Annotated in this window: 10 protein-coding genes; 3 read left to right on the forward strand and 7 right to left on the reverse strand. The window is 51.6% G+C overall.

Annotation, left to right across the window (positions count from 1 at the left end; genetic code table 11):
- Positions 1–88: 88 nt before the first annotated feature.
- Both cusR and C3432_RS10380 read left to right on the forward strand, forming a co-directional pair.
- Positions 89–772 (forward strand): copper response regulator transcription factor CusR, encoded by a 684-nt coding sequence (gene cusR, locus C3432_RS10375; RefSeq protein WP_103776518.1) that lies wholly within the window; start codon positions 89–91, stop codon positions 770–772.
- Positions 762–2,201, forward strand: coding sequence for a Cu(+)/Ag(+) sensor histidine kinase (locus tag C3432_RS10380; RefSeq protein ID WP_103776519.1), 1,440 nt, complete (start codon positions 762–764; stop codon positions 2,199–2,201). The genes cusR and C3432_RS10380 overlap by 11 nt, the downstream gene beginning before the upstream one ends.
- 127 nt (positions 2,202–2,328) lie before the next feature.
- Here the strand turns inward: C3432_RS10380 and C3432_RS10385 are convergent, their stop codons facing one another.
- The 6 genes from C3432_RS10385 to fepB all read right to left on the reverse strand — a co-directional run bounded on the left by C3432_RS10385 (position 2,329) and on the right by fepB (position 11,617).
- Complete coding sequence (locus tag C3432_RS10385) at positions 2,329–3,501, reverse strand: YncE family protein (protein ID WP_103776520.1); 1,173 nt, start codon at positions 3,499–3,501, stop codon at positions 2,329–2,331.
- Between the two features lie 15 nt (positions 3,502–3,516).
- Positions 3,517–6,282 carry a condensation domain-containing protein gene (locus C3432_RS10390; protein WP_103776521.1) on the reverse strand — a complete coding sequence of 922 codons (2,766 nt, stop codon included), beginning with the start codon at positions 6,280–6,282 and terminating at the stop codon, positions 3,517–3,519.
- Between the two features lie 93 nt (positions 6,283–6,375).
- Positions 6,376–8,481 (reverse strand): TonB-dependent receptor, encoded by a 2,106-nt coding sequence (locus C3432_RS10395; RefSeq protein WP_103776522.1) that lies wholly within the window; start codon positions 8,479–8,481, stop codon positions 6,376–6,378.
- 154 nt (positions 8,482–8,635) lie between these two features.
- Positions 8,636–9,619: a FecCD family ABC transporter permease gene (locus C3432_RS10400; RefSeq protein ID WP_103776523.1), complete on the reverse strand. Its 984-nt coding sequence runs from the start codon at positions 9,617–9,619 to the stop codon at positions 8,636–8,638.
- Positions 9,616–10,629: a FecCD family ABC transporter permease gene (locus C3432_RS10405; protein WP_103776524.1), complete on the reverse strand. Its 1,014-nt coding sequence runs from the start codon at positions 10,627–10,629 to the stop codon at positions 9,616–9,618. The genes C3432_RS10400 and C3432_RS10405 overlap by 4 nt, the downstream gene beginning before the upstream one ends.
- Position 10,630: 1 nt before the next feature.
- Positions 10,631–11,617, reverse strand: a complete 987-nt coding sequence (gene fepB / locus C3432_RS10410; RefSeq protein ID WP_103776525.1) for a Fe2+-enterobactin ABC transporter substrate-binding protein — start codon at positions 11,615–11,617, stop codon at positions 10,631–10,633.
- 202 nt (positions 11,618–11,819) lie between these two features.
- Here fepB and C3432_RS10415 point away from each other — a divergent pair, with 202 nt between their 5' ends.
- Entirely contained in the window at positions 11,820–16,220 is a 4,401-nt protein-coding gene (locus C3432_RS10415; protein WP_103776526.1) for an amino acid adenylation domain-containing protein, read from the forward strand.
- 59 nt (positions 16,221–16,279) lie between these two features.
- On the opposite strand, the gene C3432_RS10420 is transcribed toward C3432_RS10415, so the two are convergent.
- Complete coding sequence (locus C3432_RS10420) at positions 16,280–17,599, reverse strand: condensation domain-containing protein (RefSeq protein WP_103776527.1); 1,320 nt, start codon at positions 17,597–17,599, stop codon at positions 16,280–16,282.
- Positions 17,600–17,738: the final 139 nt, after the last annotated feature.

Here is a 17,738-nt window from a genome sequence, read left to right on the forward strand (position 1 = left end):
AAAATGACAAAGCTGTCATTTTGCCAATAAGCGATTGCTATCCGATCTCGCTACTCTAGAATTGAGAGCCGCACAAAAGGAGGACGTGATGAAGCTGTTGATTGTTGAAGACGAGAAAAAAACCGGTGAATATCTGACCAAAGGGCTGACGGAAGCTGGCTTCGTGGTCGATTTAGCCGATAACGGTCTCAACGGCTATCATCTGGCGATGACCAGTGATTACGATCTTCTCATCCTCGATATTATGCTGCCGGACGTGAACGGCTGGGACATCGTTCGTATGCTGCGTGCCGCCAATAAAGGCATGCCAATTCTGCTGCTGACAGCGCTGGGGACCATTGAGCATCGGGTTAAGGGACTGGAAATGGGAGCAGATGATTATCTGGTAAAACCGTTCGCCTTCGCCGAACTGCTGGCGCGGGTCAGAACGCTGCTGCGCCGGGGGGCGACAGTAATTGCCGAAAGCCAGTTTCAGGTTGCAGATTTAATGGTCGACCTGGTGAGCCGCAAGGTGACCCGCAGCGGTACGCGCATCACCCTGACCAGCAAAGAGTTTACCCTGCTGGAGTTTTTTCTGCGTCATCAGGGCGAAGTCCTGCCCCGCTCACTGATCGCCTCCCAGGTGTGGGATATGAATTTCGACAGCGACACGAACGCCATAGATGTGGCCGTCAAAAGGCTGCGCGGCAAAATTGATAACGATTTTGAACCAAAGCTGATCCAGACCGTACGTGGCGTCGGCTACGTGCTTGAGGTACCGGATGAGCAGTAAACGTTTTCAGCGCCCCTTTTCGCTGGCGACGCGCCTGACCTTTTTTATCAGCCTCGCCACTATTGCCTCGTTTCTGGCTTTCGCCTGGATCATGATCCAGTCAGTAAAAGTACACTTTGCCGAGCAGGATATTAACGACCTGCGGGAGATCGGTACCACCCTTGAACGCATTCTTAACCAGCCCAATGAGCCGGAATCCCGCCGTCTGGAGATCGTAAAGAACGTGGTCGCGGGCTATTCCAATGTCATTATCTCCCTGGAAGATGCCCATCAGCAGACGATATATCACTCACCGGGCGTGCCGGACCTGCGACAGTTTCTCGCGACGGCAACGCCGGATAAAAACGCCCGTAACGGGGACGTATATCTGATCTCCGGTCTGAGAATGGCAATGGCGGAGCATGGTTCGCCTTCCACCTGGCGTATGATCCGCCTGCCGGTTGGTCAGCTGACGGACGGTAAATCGGCCTATACCCTCTACATGGCGCTGTCGATAGATTTTCATCTTCACTATATTAACGATTTGAAAAATAAGCTGATCATGACCGCCTCCATCATCAGTATGCTGATCGTGTTCATCGTTTTGTTTGCCGTTTATAAAGGCCATGAACCGATTCGCAGCGTCAGTCGGCGTATTCAAAATATTACGTCGAAGGATCTGGATGTGCGGTTAGATCCCCGGACAGTGCCGATCGAGCTGGAACGTCTGGTGACCTCGTTTAACCACATGCTGGAACGAATTGAGGATGTCTTTACCCGCCAGGCAAACTTTTCCGCCGATATCGCCCATGAGATCCGCACCCCCATCACCAATCTGGTGACGCAAACAGAAATTGTCCTTAGCCAGCCGCGCAGCCAGAAAGAGCTGGAAGAGGTGCTCTACTCCAACCTGGAAGAGTTCAGCCATATGGCAAAAATGGTCAGCGATATGCTGTTCCTCGCCCAGGCGGACAATAATCAGCTGATCCCGGAGAAAAAAACGTTAAATCTGGCCGATGAAATCAGCAAAGTGTTCGATTTTTTTGAAGCGCTGGCGGAAGAACGGGAAATTGGTTTACGTTTTGAGGGGGAGCCGTGCCGGGTTTCCGGCGACCCCGGTATGTTGCGCAGGGCGTTAAGCAATTTACTCTCTAATGCCATGCGCTATACGCCAAAAGGAGAGTCCATCACCGTTCGGATAAAAGAGGCAGATCAGCAGGTATATATTATTGTTGAGAATCCTGGCGTTCCCGTTCCGCCGCAGCATTTACCGCGCCTTTTTGACCGGTTCTATCGGGTAGATCCCGCCAGACAGCGTAAAGGTGAAGGGAGTGGTATCGGGCTGGCAATCGTTAAATCCATTGTCACCGCGCATCAGGGAAAAGTAGCGGTAACCTCAGATGCCCACGCTACGCGTTTTATTCTGACGTTGCCTGAACATCCTTCTTAAGCCTGGCACGATTTTGCAGTACATTTTTGGCGGCCTTCGCTGAGCGCGCATCCTGCCTGCACGACAGAAAGCCAGCAGAAACAGAAACATTGAATTTCTGAGTCTGCTGGCTTTGTCTTATTTTCGATTATTGCGCGCTCATCACATCGGGCAGGCGTAGGCGGGCCACACACTCGGGATGCTTATCGCGAATCAGCGTTTCGTCATTCTTCACCGTGATAAATAACTGTTTTTTATCCGTATCGAAGGCGAAACTGTTGGGATGAGGATACAACGGTAATCTCTGTAGCAGCGTGTAGCTGACGGTATCAAATACGGTCAGCGTCCCCTCTCCCTTATCAACCCGAATTCCCCTGCGATTAGCGACATACAGCCGTTCCCGTTCGCCATCCCACGCCAGACCAATTGGAATTTCATCCGTCGTCATCCGGGCTATGATTTCAGCGGTATCCGCATTCAGGATAAACACTTCATGTCCCTGACTCCGCGGCACGTATTCTCGCTCAAGATGATTGTTCCGCCAGTCACTACGGTCGATCCCCTGGTCTACGCCAATCAGACGGTTATGCCGGGGGTCGTAGACCATATTTAACAATTGATCGACGGCCACCTCATGACAGCAGACGATCTCCAGTTTGTCCGGATCGACGACGAACAGTTGTCCCTGCATATTCGAGATAAATATTCGCCTTCCGTCACTATCCAGCGTAATCCCCACGACGTTATACCCGAAGCCCGGAATGACTTTTTCAAGTTTGCGCTCCCGGGTGTCGATAACCAATAAGACGCTGTTGATACCCAGCCCCAGCCCCGGTAAAAAAAGCCGCTCGCTCAGCGGATCAAAAACCAGCTCGCGTAATTTCCAGGGATATCCTTCGCTAACGCCAAAACGAGCCAGCTCACGCATCAGGAATGCCAGGCGCTCACCGGAGATCCCTTCCTCCTGATAACGTTGCTCAAAGACCACCGACTCCATAAGGGGAATGGTCGCGATGAGCCGATTTTGTGTGATATCAACAACAGCGACCGAACCATTAAAACCTTGAGTGAGATACAGCAGACCGCGGGTATCATCCAGCGCGACACCGAACCCTTTTGCCGCCAGAGCAATCTCCGCTTCCACTGCCAGCGTTTGCGGGTTTATACGCAACACGCGGGATTGTGATTCATCCTGCCAGTCTGGCGCGCTCACAAACAAAGCCTGCTGTGAGTCGCTATAGACCAGTTCCACGACCGTTGTCGACGGGTATATCCGTTCAATGTCACTGAGCTGAATTTGCGTTGAATCCAACTGTTTCATAAGCGTCTCTTGTCCTTATTGTCCGGTGATGCCTGTGGCTGCGCGTAACGAGTCAATACTGATGTCTGGACCGCCAGCAGCGCTCGCCATCGCCGTAAAGACCTGTTGTGTCGTTCTGGTGATCTGCTCAACCTGATCGGGAGAGTAGCGATCGGCGCGGTAGCTCATCATGACGCGAACGTCAGACTCCCCGGCAACCTGTTCTTCCATAACCTCAAACTGTAATCCGAGCACCGACTCTGTTTTTTCCGGATCAACTTGACGGAAACGCACACCGCGTCCGTCGGCAAGGTTAAATGCGCCATTGAGCTTATTTTTGGCATGGATTTGAATGAAAACTTCAAACATATGGCTGTCCTGAGCCAGGCCGTCGCCGAAAAGGGCCTCTTCCACCCGATCGATCGGTATATCGGTATAGGGCATCGAGTCATTAATTTGTCGTTTCACATCGTTAATCAGAGCATTCAGCCCAGGAACGTTGTCGAAAATAATGCGATGGGCGACTACTGTGGTGAAATAGCCAATAGTATCAAAGAATTGTGCGTCATTTCGTCCAGAGGCTGAGGTTCCGATCACCAGTTCTTTCATTCCTCCCAGTAAATGAAGCGCGGCCGCAATACCGCCATAGACAACGTTAAACAGCGATGCGCCTTGCCGTTTCGCCAGCTGGTAGAGTCCTTTAGAAACCGCTCGCTCAACCTTAAATTCCACCCAGCCACCTCGGGTATCTGACGTTTCCCTCGTCTCCTGTTTTGAGGCGAAAATGGATCTTGCGGGCGTCACACCACGTAAGCGCTCGAGCCAGAAATGAAGGTGATGATCATTCAGCCCCTCTTCATTCTGCTGCAAGGCAAAGGCATGGAACGGCACGGGCAATTGCTGCCAGACCGGAGCAAGTCCCGCTGAACGACTTGCCACCGCCTGGGCAAGCTCATCCATCAGGATATTCACCGACCACTCATCCAGAACAATATGGTGGAATAACAGCGACACAACCTGCTGCCCGTTATTTTCATCCTTCAGGAAGGTAATGCGAATGGGAAGCTCATTATCGAGTTCAAAATGATATTCCGCGGCCCGCTTCAGGGCTGTTTCAAGCGGCACCGCGCCCTGCTCATTGGAGAACCAGAACCAGTCATATTGGGAAAGCATTTCGGGCGGAATAACCTGCTGATAAATCTCACCGGCAATATCAACAAACACACTTCGTAGAGCCGAATGACGCACCAGAATATCGCTAAAAGCCTGGCGGAAAATCTCTTCATTAACAGAGTCAAGAAAACGCAGGGCAAAGGGGATATTAAAGGCTTCGCTGAATCCCAGCGCCTTATAGATTTTCCATAATGATTTTTGTGCCAGAGAGAGCGGTGCCTGAAGAGGGTTAGCGTATCTGTTTTCCGTTGTCGATACGGCGGGTTGTGGCGCATCTATGCGTGCCCACATCGCCAGCTGTGCCGCACAAGGATGACTGAAGAGATCGTTAATATTGATCTCAATGCGATGCTGGCTTTTTAAACGTCCAATAATACGCGTCGCGATGAGGGAGTGCCCGCCACAGTCAAAGAAATCATCGTTTTCCCCCATCTCCGGCATTGCCAGTGCTTCCCTGAAGGCGTCAAGGATCCGTTGCTGAATTGTCGGCTCTGAAGGGGGACAGAGTGTCGTTGCCGCCCGGGATGTCGCCGGGTAAAAATCAGTGGTCTGCAAACCAAGACTTTTAAACAATAAATATTCGCCAACCCAACCCGCCAGTTGCGCTCCGGCAATGATGTCAATCTGTGCAGGATCAGAAAATGTCACGACCAAAGGCCAGCGGGTATGGCCCGGCGGTAACCATAATGAAGGGCACACCGCGTCATCCAGACGTAATTCAGGCAGACGCGCACGCCTCCATTGGATCAGTAAAGAAACCCCCTCTTCCGCCGTAGCGGATAACATCTCATTCCCCTGTAAATGGCGTTGGATCTGACGGGCAAGCCCGGCGATCGGTTTCCCTTCACAGGCCAGAGTCAACGGTGCAATTGTTGTACTTTGCAGCCGATCGCCCGCAAAACAGAGCGTCACCCGCGCATTTTCAACCCTCTCACTTAACGTTAAAGCAAATTTTGCGGCCCAGACCGCGAGTGCGGCAATCTCATCATCCCCCTCACTGGCGGGCAAAGTGGCGCTGAGATTAGCGCCTGACGATTGCCCACCAGAATAGCGTTCGGACAGGCTCCCGCAGTGCGCCAGTATGCGCGCGTCGGCGGGCGGTGATAGTCTTTGAGATATCGCCACGGCAGCATGTGGCGGACAAGATTGTTTCTGGTATAGCGCGCTGACAGTCTGCAAAATGGTCTGTAAATCCAGCGAGGCCGATAAGATATCGTGGATAATCATTCCAAATATGCCATTCTGCTCGCCGATAAATAACCTGAAACGGAGCGGCGCCATTTGCGCTAAATCGATGGGCGTCTCTTTTTCCTTCAGTAATGCATCTCTCGCCTGCTGTGTATGCAGAACAGACTGCACTGCCACCACAGGCGGGGCGGGTATTGGGCGACACAACAATCCTGACTCATCATCATAGTCATATATTCTGTTCGCCCCGCAGAGTAATCCCAGTGCCTGATTCAGTGCATTGACTAAGCGGCCGGTGTCCACACGGTTATCAAGCTTCCAGGCGAAAGCCTGCTGTCCTTCTCCATGCAGCTGCTGTTGATGCTCCAACCAGATCTGCTCTTCAAATTCGCTGGCCTTTTCCGGGTTTTGCCGGGTGGACGGGTTGAAAATCGTACTCATGTTTTCCTCTCAGGCATTTGCCCCATTTCACCGGGTGTCTTGATGAATTCAAGGGGGAGAGCCTTCTCCCCCCAACATCGTCTGTTTGCTACCTCAGAAATCCAGCTGCACCGCAACACCAACCAGACGCGGACGCTGAAGTACCGCTGTCGACACATCGTTATCGATGACCATAATTCTTTTATCTGAATCAAACAGGTTCTGGGCAAACACGCTCACCCGCCCATGCGTGAAGGTATAAGCCAGCTGCATATTTGCTATCCATGAAGAAGGGATTTCACCACGTGAATCATTATCGTATTGAGAATAATAAGTATCGGTAAAACGAACGTCGCCGCTCAATTCCAGTCCTGGCATTAACATATATTTTGCCCCCAGGTTTGCGGTCAATGAAGGCGCACGCGGTAATTCATGTCCGTCAATTCCACTACTGGAGAATTTTTTGATCTTCGTTTTTAACACCCCGACGGCACTATTTAATTCGAAATCAAGCGTCGGTTTCCAGATTGCGCCAAATTCAGCCCCATAGGTTTCGACTTTATCCGCATTTCTGATGACCATTGAGTTGCTACTGGAATTCAGATAATACGGTAACTGCATATCCTTATAGTCGTTGTAAAAGAGGTTAGTGGTTAATTCGAGATCCCAATCCTTAATACCGTGACGGCTATAAAGCTCATAGTTCCAGACATATTCAGGGTCGTAAGTATAATTGATTAACGGTGCGACAAAGGTCATTCCCGCACCACCCGCGTTATAACCCCTTGAGACCTTCACACCATATGTCTGTTGGGAGAGTGGTTTCCACGCAACGTCCAGCTTTGGCAGAAAAACATCCCAGGTTTCATCGAAATCCACCTTCCGCGCACTCCCCCCTTTACGCTGACGGTGTTCCCGTTCGACGCGGCTGGCGGCAGTAATATCAACATGCGGACTGACAGCCCAGGTCACTTCACCAAATGCCGACCACGTTTCGGTTTTATCCTTAAACTGACTGCCGCCGAGCAGGTTGACAAACTCATCCTGCGAAGCGTGGAAATAACGGCCCCCAAGCAACCCCTGGAAACGATCGCCTTTTGTGCCAAAACGCGCCAAAGGCTCAGTCTGAACTTCCTTACCATTGATATCCGCCCAGGGTAATGTTTTTACCGTAAGACGATGATTATCAAAGTCGGTGTAAATAAATTTATTTTCAAAACGCATTCTTTCCGAGGATTCCCAGGCAATATCCCAGATACCGCTGGTAGACGTTGTCTCAAAAACGGGACGGCGTTTATCAAAGCGTGGGCTGGTATGGTTTGCCGGACTCAGCGTTTCATTCTGCGGCGCCCGACTGTCAAAATGATTAACGGTCAGTCTGGTCGTCAGTTCACGAATCCCTGCCGGGTTGAATAATAATTTGCCACGGAGATTCGTTGCCTCCACCTCACGCGGATCGCCCACCGGTTCGTAAGAAATTAAATTCACGAAGCTATCGCGACGCTGGCGGTCGGCACTAAGACGAAACGCCAGTTGTTCTTCTATAATCGGTCCCGATAGCATGGCTGACGCAACGGTGGAACTCTGATTTCCGCCCCCCGCCTTCACGGATGACTCCCAGTCAAACGTTGGATCCTTACTGCTCATGACAATCGCACCCGCTACCGCATTCCTTCCCTGGATATAACTTTGCGGCCCGCGATAAACCTCAACCCGCTCCATATCCCATAAAGATTGCGGACCAAAAGCCAGTTCGTTGTATGTTAATGAACGACCGTCCAGAGAAAGATTCAGCCGCGGGCGAGTCCCGTTCAGGAAGGCGTTCGCCCCATTGGCAGGGCCTGAGCCATCAATACCACGAACCGTAGGCAGATCGTTGCCAATACCGGTATCCAGCACATTGGCCGTCATTTTTAACAAATCGGAGACCTGGGAAGCGCCAGGCATCGCACGAATACGCGACTCATCGAAAACCTCCACACTGGCGCTGGTATCATAAATGGTGCGTGCCACTTTTTCGCCAGTGACAATAATAGTATCCGGATCGGTATTCTCTTCGCGGGCATTTCGTTTTGTGATCTCCTCCGCGGCCATCACATCCCCCGCAGCGAAAACATATAAGCCCAAAATAATGGAAGAGATGCGACATGTATTCGGGATACCGTGTTGTCTGTGCTTTAATAATTTTGTTGGTACTTTATCACTCTTTAGTTCGCTCATTGTTTTCTCCTTTCCCAGAATTGCGCACTAATTTTTTTTAGATTGAGCGACAAAGAACACATTGCTTTATTAGCAGCCTGACGGCCTTATTATCTGTTGCCTTTTGCCATTTCGGACACATCCTTCATGCCTGAAAAATACGATTGCCTGCGCGTTAATAAGAAGGCGTTCGCAATAGTAGAATAAGTAAATAAACACCACCGATAATTCCGGTCATTAAGCCAACCGGAAGGGTTAATGCCAGAGGTTGAATTTGCGTCATCAGATCGGCCCCCAGAAGCAAACAGCTTCCTGCCAGTCCGGCACTTATCACTGGGATCCCTGATGTTTTCGTTAAACGTAAAGCCAGTTGCGGCGCAATCAGCGCAATGAATGCGATCGGCCCAGCCGCACTGGTTGCCACCGCCGCCAAAGTGACGGCGCAAAATGTCACCGTTCTTCGCGTCCGCTCAACGCGCACCCCAAGCTGACTGGCAATGTCATCGCCCATGGCTATCATATTTATCGCCCTGGTATGAACCATGATGACAGGAATGAGTACCAGGAGGCTGCAAGCAACAGGCGCGACGTGATACCAACTGCGCCCCTGCGTCGTCCCGGCGAGCCACAGCGTTGCCGTGACCGCATTATCAATGTCGCCCTTGACCAGCAGCAAGGCATTCAGCGCGCTGAGTACGGCCCCCACCCCAATCCCCATAAGCACCAGGCGGTTGCCTTTCACCACACCATAATGACGAGCCAGACAATAGACCAGTAATGCCGTTACCAGCCCGCCAGCCATTGCCGAAAGCACGATAGCGACGGGATTACCGCTAAATAATATGATCTGGACAATGGCTCCCGTCGCCGCACCAGTGGTGAATCCGATAATATCCGGCGATCCCAGTACATTTTTCGATACGGATTGAAAAATGGAGCCAGAGACACCTAGTGCAAACCCCACCAGAATGGCCGTTAATACGCGGGGTAAACGTATCATGGTGACAATTTTTTGCGCCGTGGGATTAGCCTCCCCCATCAAAGCCTGCAGGACAGACTCAACGGGTAGCATGAAGCGTCCCACCATTAACGCCCAGATGCCTCCCAGACAAAGTAACGCCGCCAGGGTAAGACAAACCCATCCCGCTCTTTGGCTCATACGCGCTCTCCCTGCCAACGCTTAACCAACAGCACGAAAAAGGGTCCGCCAATTAACGCGGCCATAATACCGACGCTGATCTCACCGGGGTGCCCAATAATGCGTCCCAGAATATCTGCTGTCAGCACCAGAACGGCTGAGAAGATCATCGCCCACGGGAGCAGCAGACGGTGCCCGGAACCGACAATAGCCCGCGCAAAATGGGGAGCAGTGAGACCGACAAATCCAATCGGTCCGGCAGCCGCCGTTGCGGCCCCCGCCAGAATCACTATGATTAAGGCGGAGAAACCAGTCAGCACATGCGGATTGATGCCCAGCGCACGTCCAGCGTCCGGGCCTAACGCCGCGACATCCAGCATCCTGCCGCCCGCCAGCGCCAAAGCCATGCCGATCGAAATCAACATAGAAACCGGCATTAACACGTCGAATCCGCGTCCCTGTAACGACCCCGTCACCCAATGACGAAAACGATCGAAAGCATCAGAATCACTATTGAGAATCACCAGCTGCGTCAGACTGAGCAGAACAATCGTTAACGCCGCGCCAGCCAATACAATGCGAATGGGATTATCACCGTTGAGGCCGCCGATTATAAAAACAAGAATACTGATAACCCCGGCCCCTGCGACGCCAAACCACATATAGCTGCCCACGCTGGTGATATTGCAGAATGCAATGGCCAGCACGATCGCCAACGTCGCACCGGCATTGACCCCTAACAATCCGGGATCGGCCAGAGGATTACGGGTTAGCGTTTGCATAATCACGCCCGCACCGCCAAGCGCCGCGCCGGTAACCATTGCCAGCAACGTACGCGGAAGTCGCAAATGCCTTATCAACAAATGTTCGCTATCTTGCGGATCAAAATGTATTAACGCCTGCCAAATTACCGCTGGGGAGATGGGCCGGGAACCAAACCAGAGGCTGGAAAAGCCAAGTATGGCCAGGAGAAGGAAACCAAAACCAAGTCCTGTACGGCGCATCGTCCCTTCCGGGCACTGAGGGAACATGTCAACGCCCCTCCTGCACCGCATCGGGAGGCTGCTTATCCGCTGAGAAATGACGAAGAATCTCCGTTATCATTTCGCTTGCGCTGAAGTAATCAACCCTGAAAGCATGCGGCCCCAGACTGTATACCTGGCGTTTCTGAGCTGAAGGTAGCCGTCGCAACAGAGGATCGTTGATAAACTCGTTGATACGTACATCACCCGCGCTCAGGAGGAACGTGGTTTCAGCCTTCAGCTGCGTCAGGTTTTCATATTCAACCCAAATAAAATCGGCTGAGCGGGTGAGATGACTTTGCCAGGCGGGATTGGGAGCCTCAATGGTGAAACCTAAAGATTGCAGTAAGCGCGCATGAACGCTTTCAGGCGTCGATACCGGATTGACGGTCCCCGGACCATTGAAATTGATAATATTCGTTTGCCCTGCCGGCAGGCGAATCTGTGTTCTGGTACTGGCGACCCGTGCGTCAAAACCTTCAATCCTTGCGGCGGCTTGTTTCTCAAGCCCCAGAGCATCCCCCAATTGACGCGCCAGATCCTGCCATGTCAGGTTTCCGTAATTGACGATAATAACCGGGGCAATCGCCTGTAAGTCAGTCAACTGCGCCCGGGCAGAGTCAGCGCCATTGATGGATACAACGATTAAATCCGGATCGACGGCCCAGGCTTGTTCCAGGTCCACGCTGCCTGCGGGCCACACGCTCGCCACTTTTTTCGCTTTCGCCACATCCTGCCATTGTCCAAAAAACTGACCATTGACCGCTGTCGCACTGGCAACCACAGGAGCATCGATAGCCAGCAATGTCCCGGTAACACTGACTGCCGTAGAAAGTATCCGCTTCGGCTGTTTAGAAATTGAGGTAACAGATCCATCTGCATTGTGAAACACTCTCGGCCATTCCTGTGCAACGCATTGATTAGAAAAGACAACGGATCCGAGCAGAAATAATATGCCCACCATAAATCTGGGGCGTTTTTCCCAACAACGTCTCATCGTATGCCAGCTCCCTTTTGCCTCTCTCCAGATCGGGGTTAGATGTCTTTGGTCAGCAAATAACCCAATGTAAACCAGCGCATCATAACCTGGCCTTCCGTAAAACATCAATGTTAAGAATAATAATTATCATTTTCATTCGCATTGGGTCTGCTATATATTCATGTCGTTTCCGTTGGCTGAATCAGGATAGATATACCCAATGAAATCATTAACTCCAATGCAAGCGGCCTCATGGGTCGGAAGGCAATCAGCACAGGCATTAGGCGGCGTTGCCGCACATTTATATGCAGAATTTGACGGTTTTATGATCGACAGCCTTCGCTTTCAGCACGCTGTGAGCGCGCTCTGTGCCCTGCATCCCATGCTTCGTTTGCATGTCAACGATGACGGGCAACAGCGCGTCATGAAGGATTATCCGCAGGCCGGAGTCGATGATTTTCGCCAGTACACCGCTGATGAAATAAACACCCGGCTGGCAGAAAAACGCCATCGCATGGAAAATCAGCAGGTATTACGCGACCAGGGTTATCCCTGTGAATTCAGCCTGTCGTTACTCCCTGACGGAAAAAGCCGGTTGCATATCGATATAGATATGATTGCTGCTGATGCCGAATCCTTTCGAATCGTTGTAGAAGATCTTGCCCGATTTTATGAAACACCCTCGCTCACCCCCTCCCCTGAGATGAAGGTTGAGTGGTTTGATTACCTTAATCAGCATATTCACGATCGGCAGTTACTGAAGCTCAGAACACGCGATCGCCTTTGGTGGCAGTCTCGTTTATCCACCCTTCCCCCTGCCCCGCGAATTCCGTCGACGGAAAAGCCGTGTCAAAGCCGCAGAATGGCTGTCCTGCTTGATGGCGAAACCAGTAAGGCACTAAACATCTGCGCCCGTCAGCATCATCTGACCCTGAGCGCGCTGTTTTTATCGCTTTTCACCCTGGCGATAAGTAAAGGTCTCTCTCAACCTTCACTGCGCATCAACGTGCCCACTTTTTTCCGCGATCCGACCGTGCCTAATGTGCGTAAGATCGTTGGCGACTTCTCAGATTTACTCCTGTTTAGTGGTGAACTCAGACCTGAAATATCTCTGCTTCAGCACGCCGAACGTACAATGACGCAGCTCCATGAACTTATCAGCCATGGCAATTATTCAGGCATAAGCATCATGCGCGATCTCTCTCGTCTCAACGGTAACCTGCAATATTCCCCCATTGTTTTCACGGCAGGATTTGGTATCCACGGCGGCTCATTATTTACGCAGCGCGTGAAGAAACAGCTCGGAGCCTTAACATGGGTTATTTCGCAAGGCCCCCAGGTTGCCCTGGATGCGCAGGTTGCCTGGTATGAAGACGAAATTTTGATCAACTGGGATGTTCGTGCTGACGCCTTCATGCCGGGGCAGTTAACCGGAATGTTTACCTGTTTTCATTCGCTCACCAGGCGTCTGGCGCAGTTTCCGCAGGATATCCACCATCCGGTTTCACAATGGCTTTCACACCGGACACAGGTAAAACATGATGCAATACCAGGGGAGGAGAGAATGGCAAGATCCTTATCACCGCTACAGCTGGCATATCTGTCAGGAAGAAGCGAACATTGGCCGCTTGGCGGCGTGGCGATGCACGATTTCAGAACATTTCGCGGACGACTCGACCCGCAGCGCTTTTGCCGACGTGTAGCGGAGCTGGTCAACCATTTTGCGGCGTTACGCACCGTCATTGACGTTGAAAAACAACAACAATTCGTGCTGCCAACACTCGAGCCGCGGCTGGAGCAGGTGGATTTGACGTCATACAGTACCGGTGATGCAGAACAACAGATTGAACACCTCAAACACCGTTACCAGCAGATGTGTCATGATCCCTCTTTACCACCATGGAAAATCATTCTGATCGCCCTACCGGGTGGCAGTGAATATCTCGTATTCACAAGCTTTGATGCGCTGATCCTGGATGGTCAGGGTATTTCACGCATTACTGCGCGGCTTTTCGATGAACAACCTCTGGATGCCAGGGCGGCTCGCCCCCCGACAACCGAATCACTTGAGCATGCCACCACGCGTGAAGAAGCAAAAAACTGGTGGAGAGAGAAACTCCACGGGGCAGTGACGCCATCACGCTTGCCCTGGCTGACGCCACTCGGTGAAATTGCGCGGCCTGAATGGCGCAGAGAGAGCAGAAATGTGGAAGCGGGTACGCTGAAAAAACTCTCACGCCTCGGCGCATCCCACGGGCTGTTTTCCAACACCGTACTTTCAACCCTTGTTCTGGATACGCTGGCGCTCTGGGCTGACGATGAAACGGTCCTTGTTGGCGTACCGACGGCATTTCCATCACACGAAGAACAGCCTTTCAACCAGTCAACATTTATTGTCATCCGTTATCAACGAGAAGGTGAACTGGAAGAAAATGCGCAGCGCCTGCAGGCTGATATTCTCAACGGATTGCAACACCTCGCCTGGTCTGGCGTCGATCTGGCGCGTCAGTTATCTCCCCGAAACGCCAGCCAACCGGCGTTACCGATAATCTTAACCAATTGCATGGCCTGGGAAACCGTCTCTGACAACGGATCCGTACAAGAAGAGGATGGCCTGACGCAGACGCCGCAAGTGGCTCTGGATATTCGCCTGATGCCTGATGGTAAAGGTGGCTTACTGCTGGTGGCAGACTATGTCGAACAAGCGCTCGGGGCAGAACTGATACGGGCCGTGCTGGACGCCATTGTCCGGCGGATGCAACAGATTGCTGCCCGGGGCGTACTCAACACCCCGGTCAGGGAAGCGCTTTCTTATCCACATTATCAGGTGAACGCCGATGTACCCGCAGCGACTGAATATGATTTTCTGAGGAATATTGCCCATCATCTCTACTCCGGCGAACGGGAAGGTACCGCCCTGATATGCGGTAACAGGCGCTGGAGCTGGAAACAGTTAGGTGAACAGGTTGCCAGCGTGGCGAACGGACTGGCTGAACGCCAGCTGACGCCAGGTAGCGTTGTTGCAATTTATCTCCCGCGAAGCCCTGAACATATTATTATTTCATTGGCCTGCGCCCTTACAGGGCTTATACGTGTGCCGCTGGACATCAACTCTCCTCCCGAAAGGACTCGCTATCTACTCAACAATTGCCGTCCCGATTTGGTCATCAGTCTGGAGAATACGGGTATTGCCGGGAGCGTTACGCCACAGGCGCTGGCATCGACAAATGATTCCCCTCCCCCGCTCGTCAGCCAAAGCGCAAGCGATTTGCCGTCTTATTACCTCTATACCTCGGGTACGACCGGCAAACCGAAATGCGTGGTACTGAACAACCGGGCAACAGCTAACGTGCTGGGTCAGACCATCAACCACTGGCAGATCGGCGAGCGCGATGTTTTTATTTCCGTTACGCCTTTGCATCACGATATGTCTGTTTTTGATCTGTTTGCCGCAATGAGCGTCGGAGCAACGCTGGTGATCCCCGCAGAGCAACAGGAAAAAGATGCGATCGCCTGGAGTCGCCTGGTGGAACAGCACCGCGTTACGCTCTGGTGTTCGGTACCGGCAATCCTCGAAATGCTGTTGGACTGTGCAGAACCAGAGCAACTCCGCTCGCTGCGGCTGATTGCCCAGGGCGGCGATTATATAAAACCTTCGACGATTCAACGACTCCGGGCGGTTGAATCCTCTCCACGCCTGGTTTCACTGGGTGGCCCCACGGAAACCACAATCTGGAGTATCTGGCATGAGATCGTGCCGGAGGATATTGCACAAATCCCTTACGGCCAGCCACTCGCGGGGAATCAATATTTCATTTGCCACGACAGCGGCGAGCATTGCCCGTGTGGCGTGGCTGGGCGAATTCATACTGCCGGTATCAACCTTGCCTGCGGATATCTGGAAGAGGCCAGGCTCGTACAGCATGATTTTGTGGATCTCATTACGCCTGAGGGGGAAAAGATTCGTGCTTTCCGGACCGGCGATATCGGTTTCTATCGACCAGACGGGACAATCATGTTTTCAACCCGCATCAACGGCTACGTAAAAATTCGCGGTGTGCGAGTCTCATTGCCTGAGATTGAAGACGTACTTCGCCAGCATCCTGCCATAAAAGATATTGTCATTATTGATTATGCCACAGAGGATTTCCGCGAAAAGTCACTCGGTGCCGTCTATCTGGTTCAGGGAGATATAACGCCAGGCGCAGCAGAGCTACGCGCTTTCGCTCAACGTTATTTACCATGCACACACATACCCGGGCGCTTTATCGTTAAAAAGGCGTTTCCACTTTCGACTAACGGTAAGATCGATCGTCATGCGCTGCGCGCAGAGTTAGCGCAAACATCTCCTCAATCGTCCCCTTCTCCTTCTGCTACGGCGCTTATCTGCAACGCCCATTCTGGCAGAGAACAAAAAATACTGGAGATTTACTGTGCCGCACTGAAACAACCTGCACGACCAGAATGGCATGAGGATGTACCATTTATCACTATGGGGTTAAAGCTTTGCCACCTGAAAGAGATAAGAGAAAATATTAACGCTGAATTCGGCATTAACTTATCCGGGCAAGAGTTAATTAAGTGCAAAAATATTTCCGATGTTTGTGCACTTTTAACCTGATACAGGCCCGCCACCAGATGCGGTATCAAGTTTCTGGTGGCCGGGAAACGCCAGGGGAATTAAATCAAAGGTTGATCCCATCGTTTTGCCGATATCAACTGGGTTAAATATGCGGTTAAGCTCATGAGCATTGCATCCGGATCCATTCCCTTGAACATCCCCGCTTCAGCGTCGATATCAATATGCAGATCACTACAGTCAGTACGTCCACGCCAGGTGATATTAAACCCATCTCCTGGCCCGCTCGCCATCACCTCACGGGTGGTCTCGCAGCCAGAGAATACCGGAGGATCGAAGGGCAATACGTTGATAAGCGGAGAGAAAAAGTACCGCATTCCTTTTCCAATTCCCCGATCGGCCGCCAGCATTTCTATCCGATAGCGACTGTGCGCACGCATATCATGCAAAGCCGCAGCAATACGTTTCAAAAATACGATGACGGTTTCCTGCTCGTTCATTTCAATAAACACAGGCAAAATATTCACCGCCAACGAAGGGGTATTTGCGGCAATATAACCCCGTCGGTTCATCACTGGCACCCAGACAGGTAAAATGCCTTGACTGCCTAAGTCGGGAATATGTGTTGCCATCCACGCCGCAGAAAGTGCGAGTAATACGTCAGGCCAGCCAATCCCACAACTATCTGCAAGCGTCAGAATTTGCTGACTAAAAGAGGAAGGGAGCAATGTATCACTGTGCAGGCATTCCGTACCATAATCCTCCCCCCCTTTTTGCAAGACGGTTAAAGCCGGCGCATTTTCCAGTATGCGATGCCAGTAATCGCGATCCTTTTGCCCTTTTTCACTATGTGAATATTGCTGCTCCTCATAGAGAAAATCATTGAATGGGCTTAAAGGAAAGCCTGCTTGCAGCTTCTGGCAATATGCCTGATAAAGTTCAGCGCAGCGATGTTCAATTAACGCCATGCCGAATCCATCAATAATAATGTGGTGAGCCCGAACATAAATAGCATAATGTTCAGGGGAGAAACGAATCAACCATACGGCGGCCAGTGGCTGGCGCAGTAAATTAAGCTGGCCATCAATATCCCCCTGCATCATTGCGTTAGCGACAACCTGAGCGGAATTTCGCTGCTGTAAATCAATAATACGCACTTCCGGGCATTGTCGGGGATCGCAACACTGGACAGGCATTGCGTCCACTTCCGGTAATCGAAATTGAACAGAAAAAACATCCGTTTCTTTGATCACCTGATTTAGCGCCCCCAGCAGCGCTTCCTCATTAATTTTTCCACGTAAAGTAAGAGAATGCGCCACCGTTGAAACGGGTTGATGAGGATGAAATGTAAACTCTTCCCAAAAATCGAATTGAGCCGGCGTCAATGGTAACCAGCGGCTGGACTGAATAGTCTGCGACATATCGTACCTTTCCCTAAAATCAATCCTGCGAAACCGCAGTCTGCGTTCACGATATCAGCGAACATTCCTGCGGTTTCTTCCCAGACAGCAAATATGCAACGACTTGCTCAGATTAAAATGAAAAAGTCTGACTCTTATT

It is taken from the genome of Citrobacter amalonaticus (assembly GCF_002918555.1).
In the GTDB taxonomy this organism is placed as follows: domain Bacteria; phylum Pseudomonadota; class Gammaproteobacteria; order Enterobacterales; family Enterobacteriaceae; genus Citrobacter_C; species Citrobacter_C amalonaticus_A.

Excerpts from the sequence above, each read along its gene's own strand:
- cusR (WP_103776518.1), top strand. The coding sequence starts at position 89 with ATGAAGCTGTTGATTGTTGAAGACGAGAAAAAAACCGGTGAATATCTG.
- C3432_RS10380 (WP_103776519.1), top strand. The coding sequence starts at position 762 with ATGAGCAGTAAACGTTTTCAGCGCCCCTTTTCGCTGGCGACGCGCCTG.
- C3432_RS10385 (WP_103776520.1), bottom strand. The coding sequence starts at position 3,501 with ATGAAACAGTTGGATTCAACGCAAATTCAGCTCAGTGACATTGAACGG.
- C3432_RS10390 (WP_103776521.1), bottom strand. The coding sequence starts at position 6,282 with ATGAGTACGATTTTCAACCCGTCCACCCGGCAAAACCCGGAAAAGGCC.
- C3432_RS10395 (WP_103776522.1), bottom strand. The coding sequence starts at position 8,481 with ATGAGCGAACTAAAGAGTGATAAAGTACCAACAAAATTATTAAAGCAC.
- C3432_RS10400 (WP_103776523.1), bottom strand. The coding sequence starts at position 9,619 with ATGAGCCAAAGAGCGGGATGGGTTTGTCTTACCCTGGCGGCGTTACTT.
- C3432_RS10405 (WP_103776524.1), bottom strand. The coding sequence starts at position 10,629 with ATGTTCCCTCAGTGCCCGGAAGGGACGATGCGCCGTACAGGACTTGGT.
- fepB (WP_103776525.1), bottom strand. The coding sequence starts at position 11,617 with ATGAGACGTTGTTGGGAAAAACGCCCCAGATTTATGGTGGGCATATTA.
- C3432_RS10415 (WP_103776526.1), top strand. The coding sequence starts at position 11,820 with ATGAAATCATTAACTCCAATGCAAGCGGCCTCATGGGTCGGAAGGCAA.
- C3432_RS10420 (WP_103776527.1), bottom strand. The coding sequence starts at position 17,599 with ATGTCGCAGACTATTCAGTCCAGCCGCTGGTTACCATTGACGCCGGCT.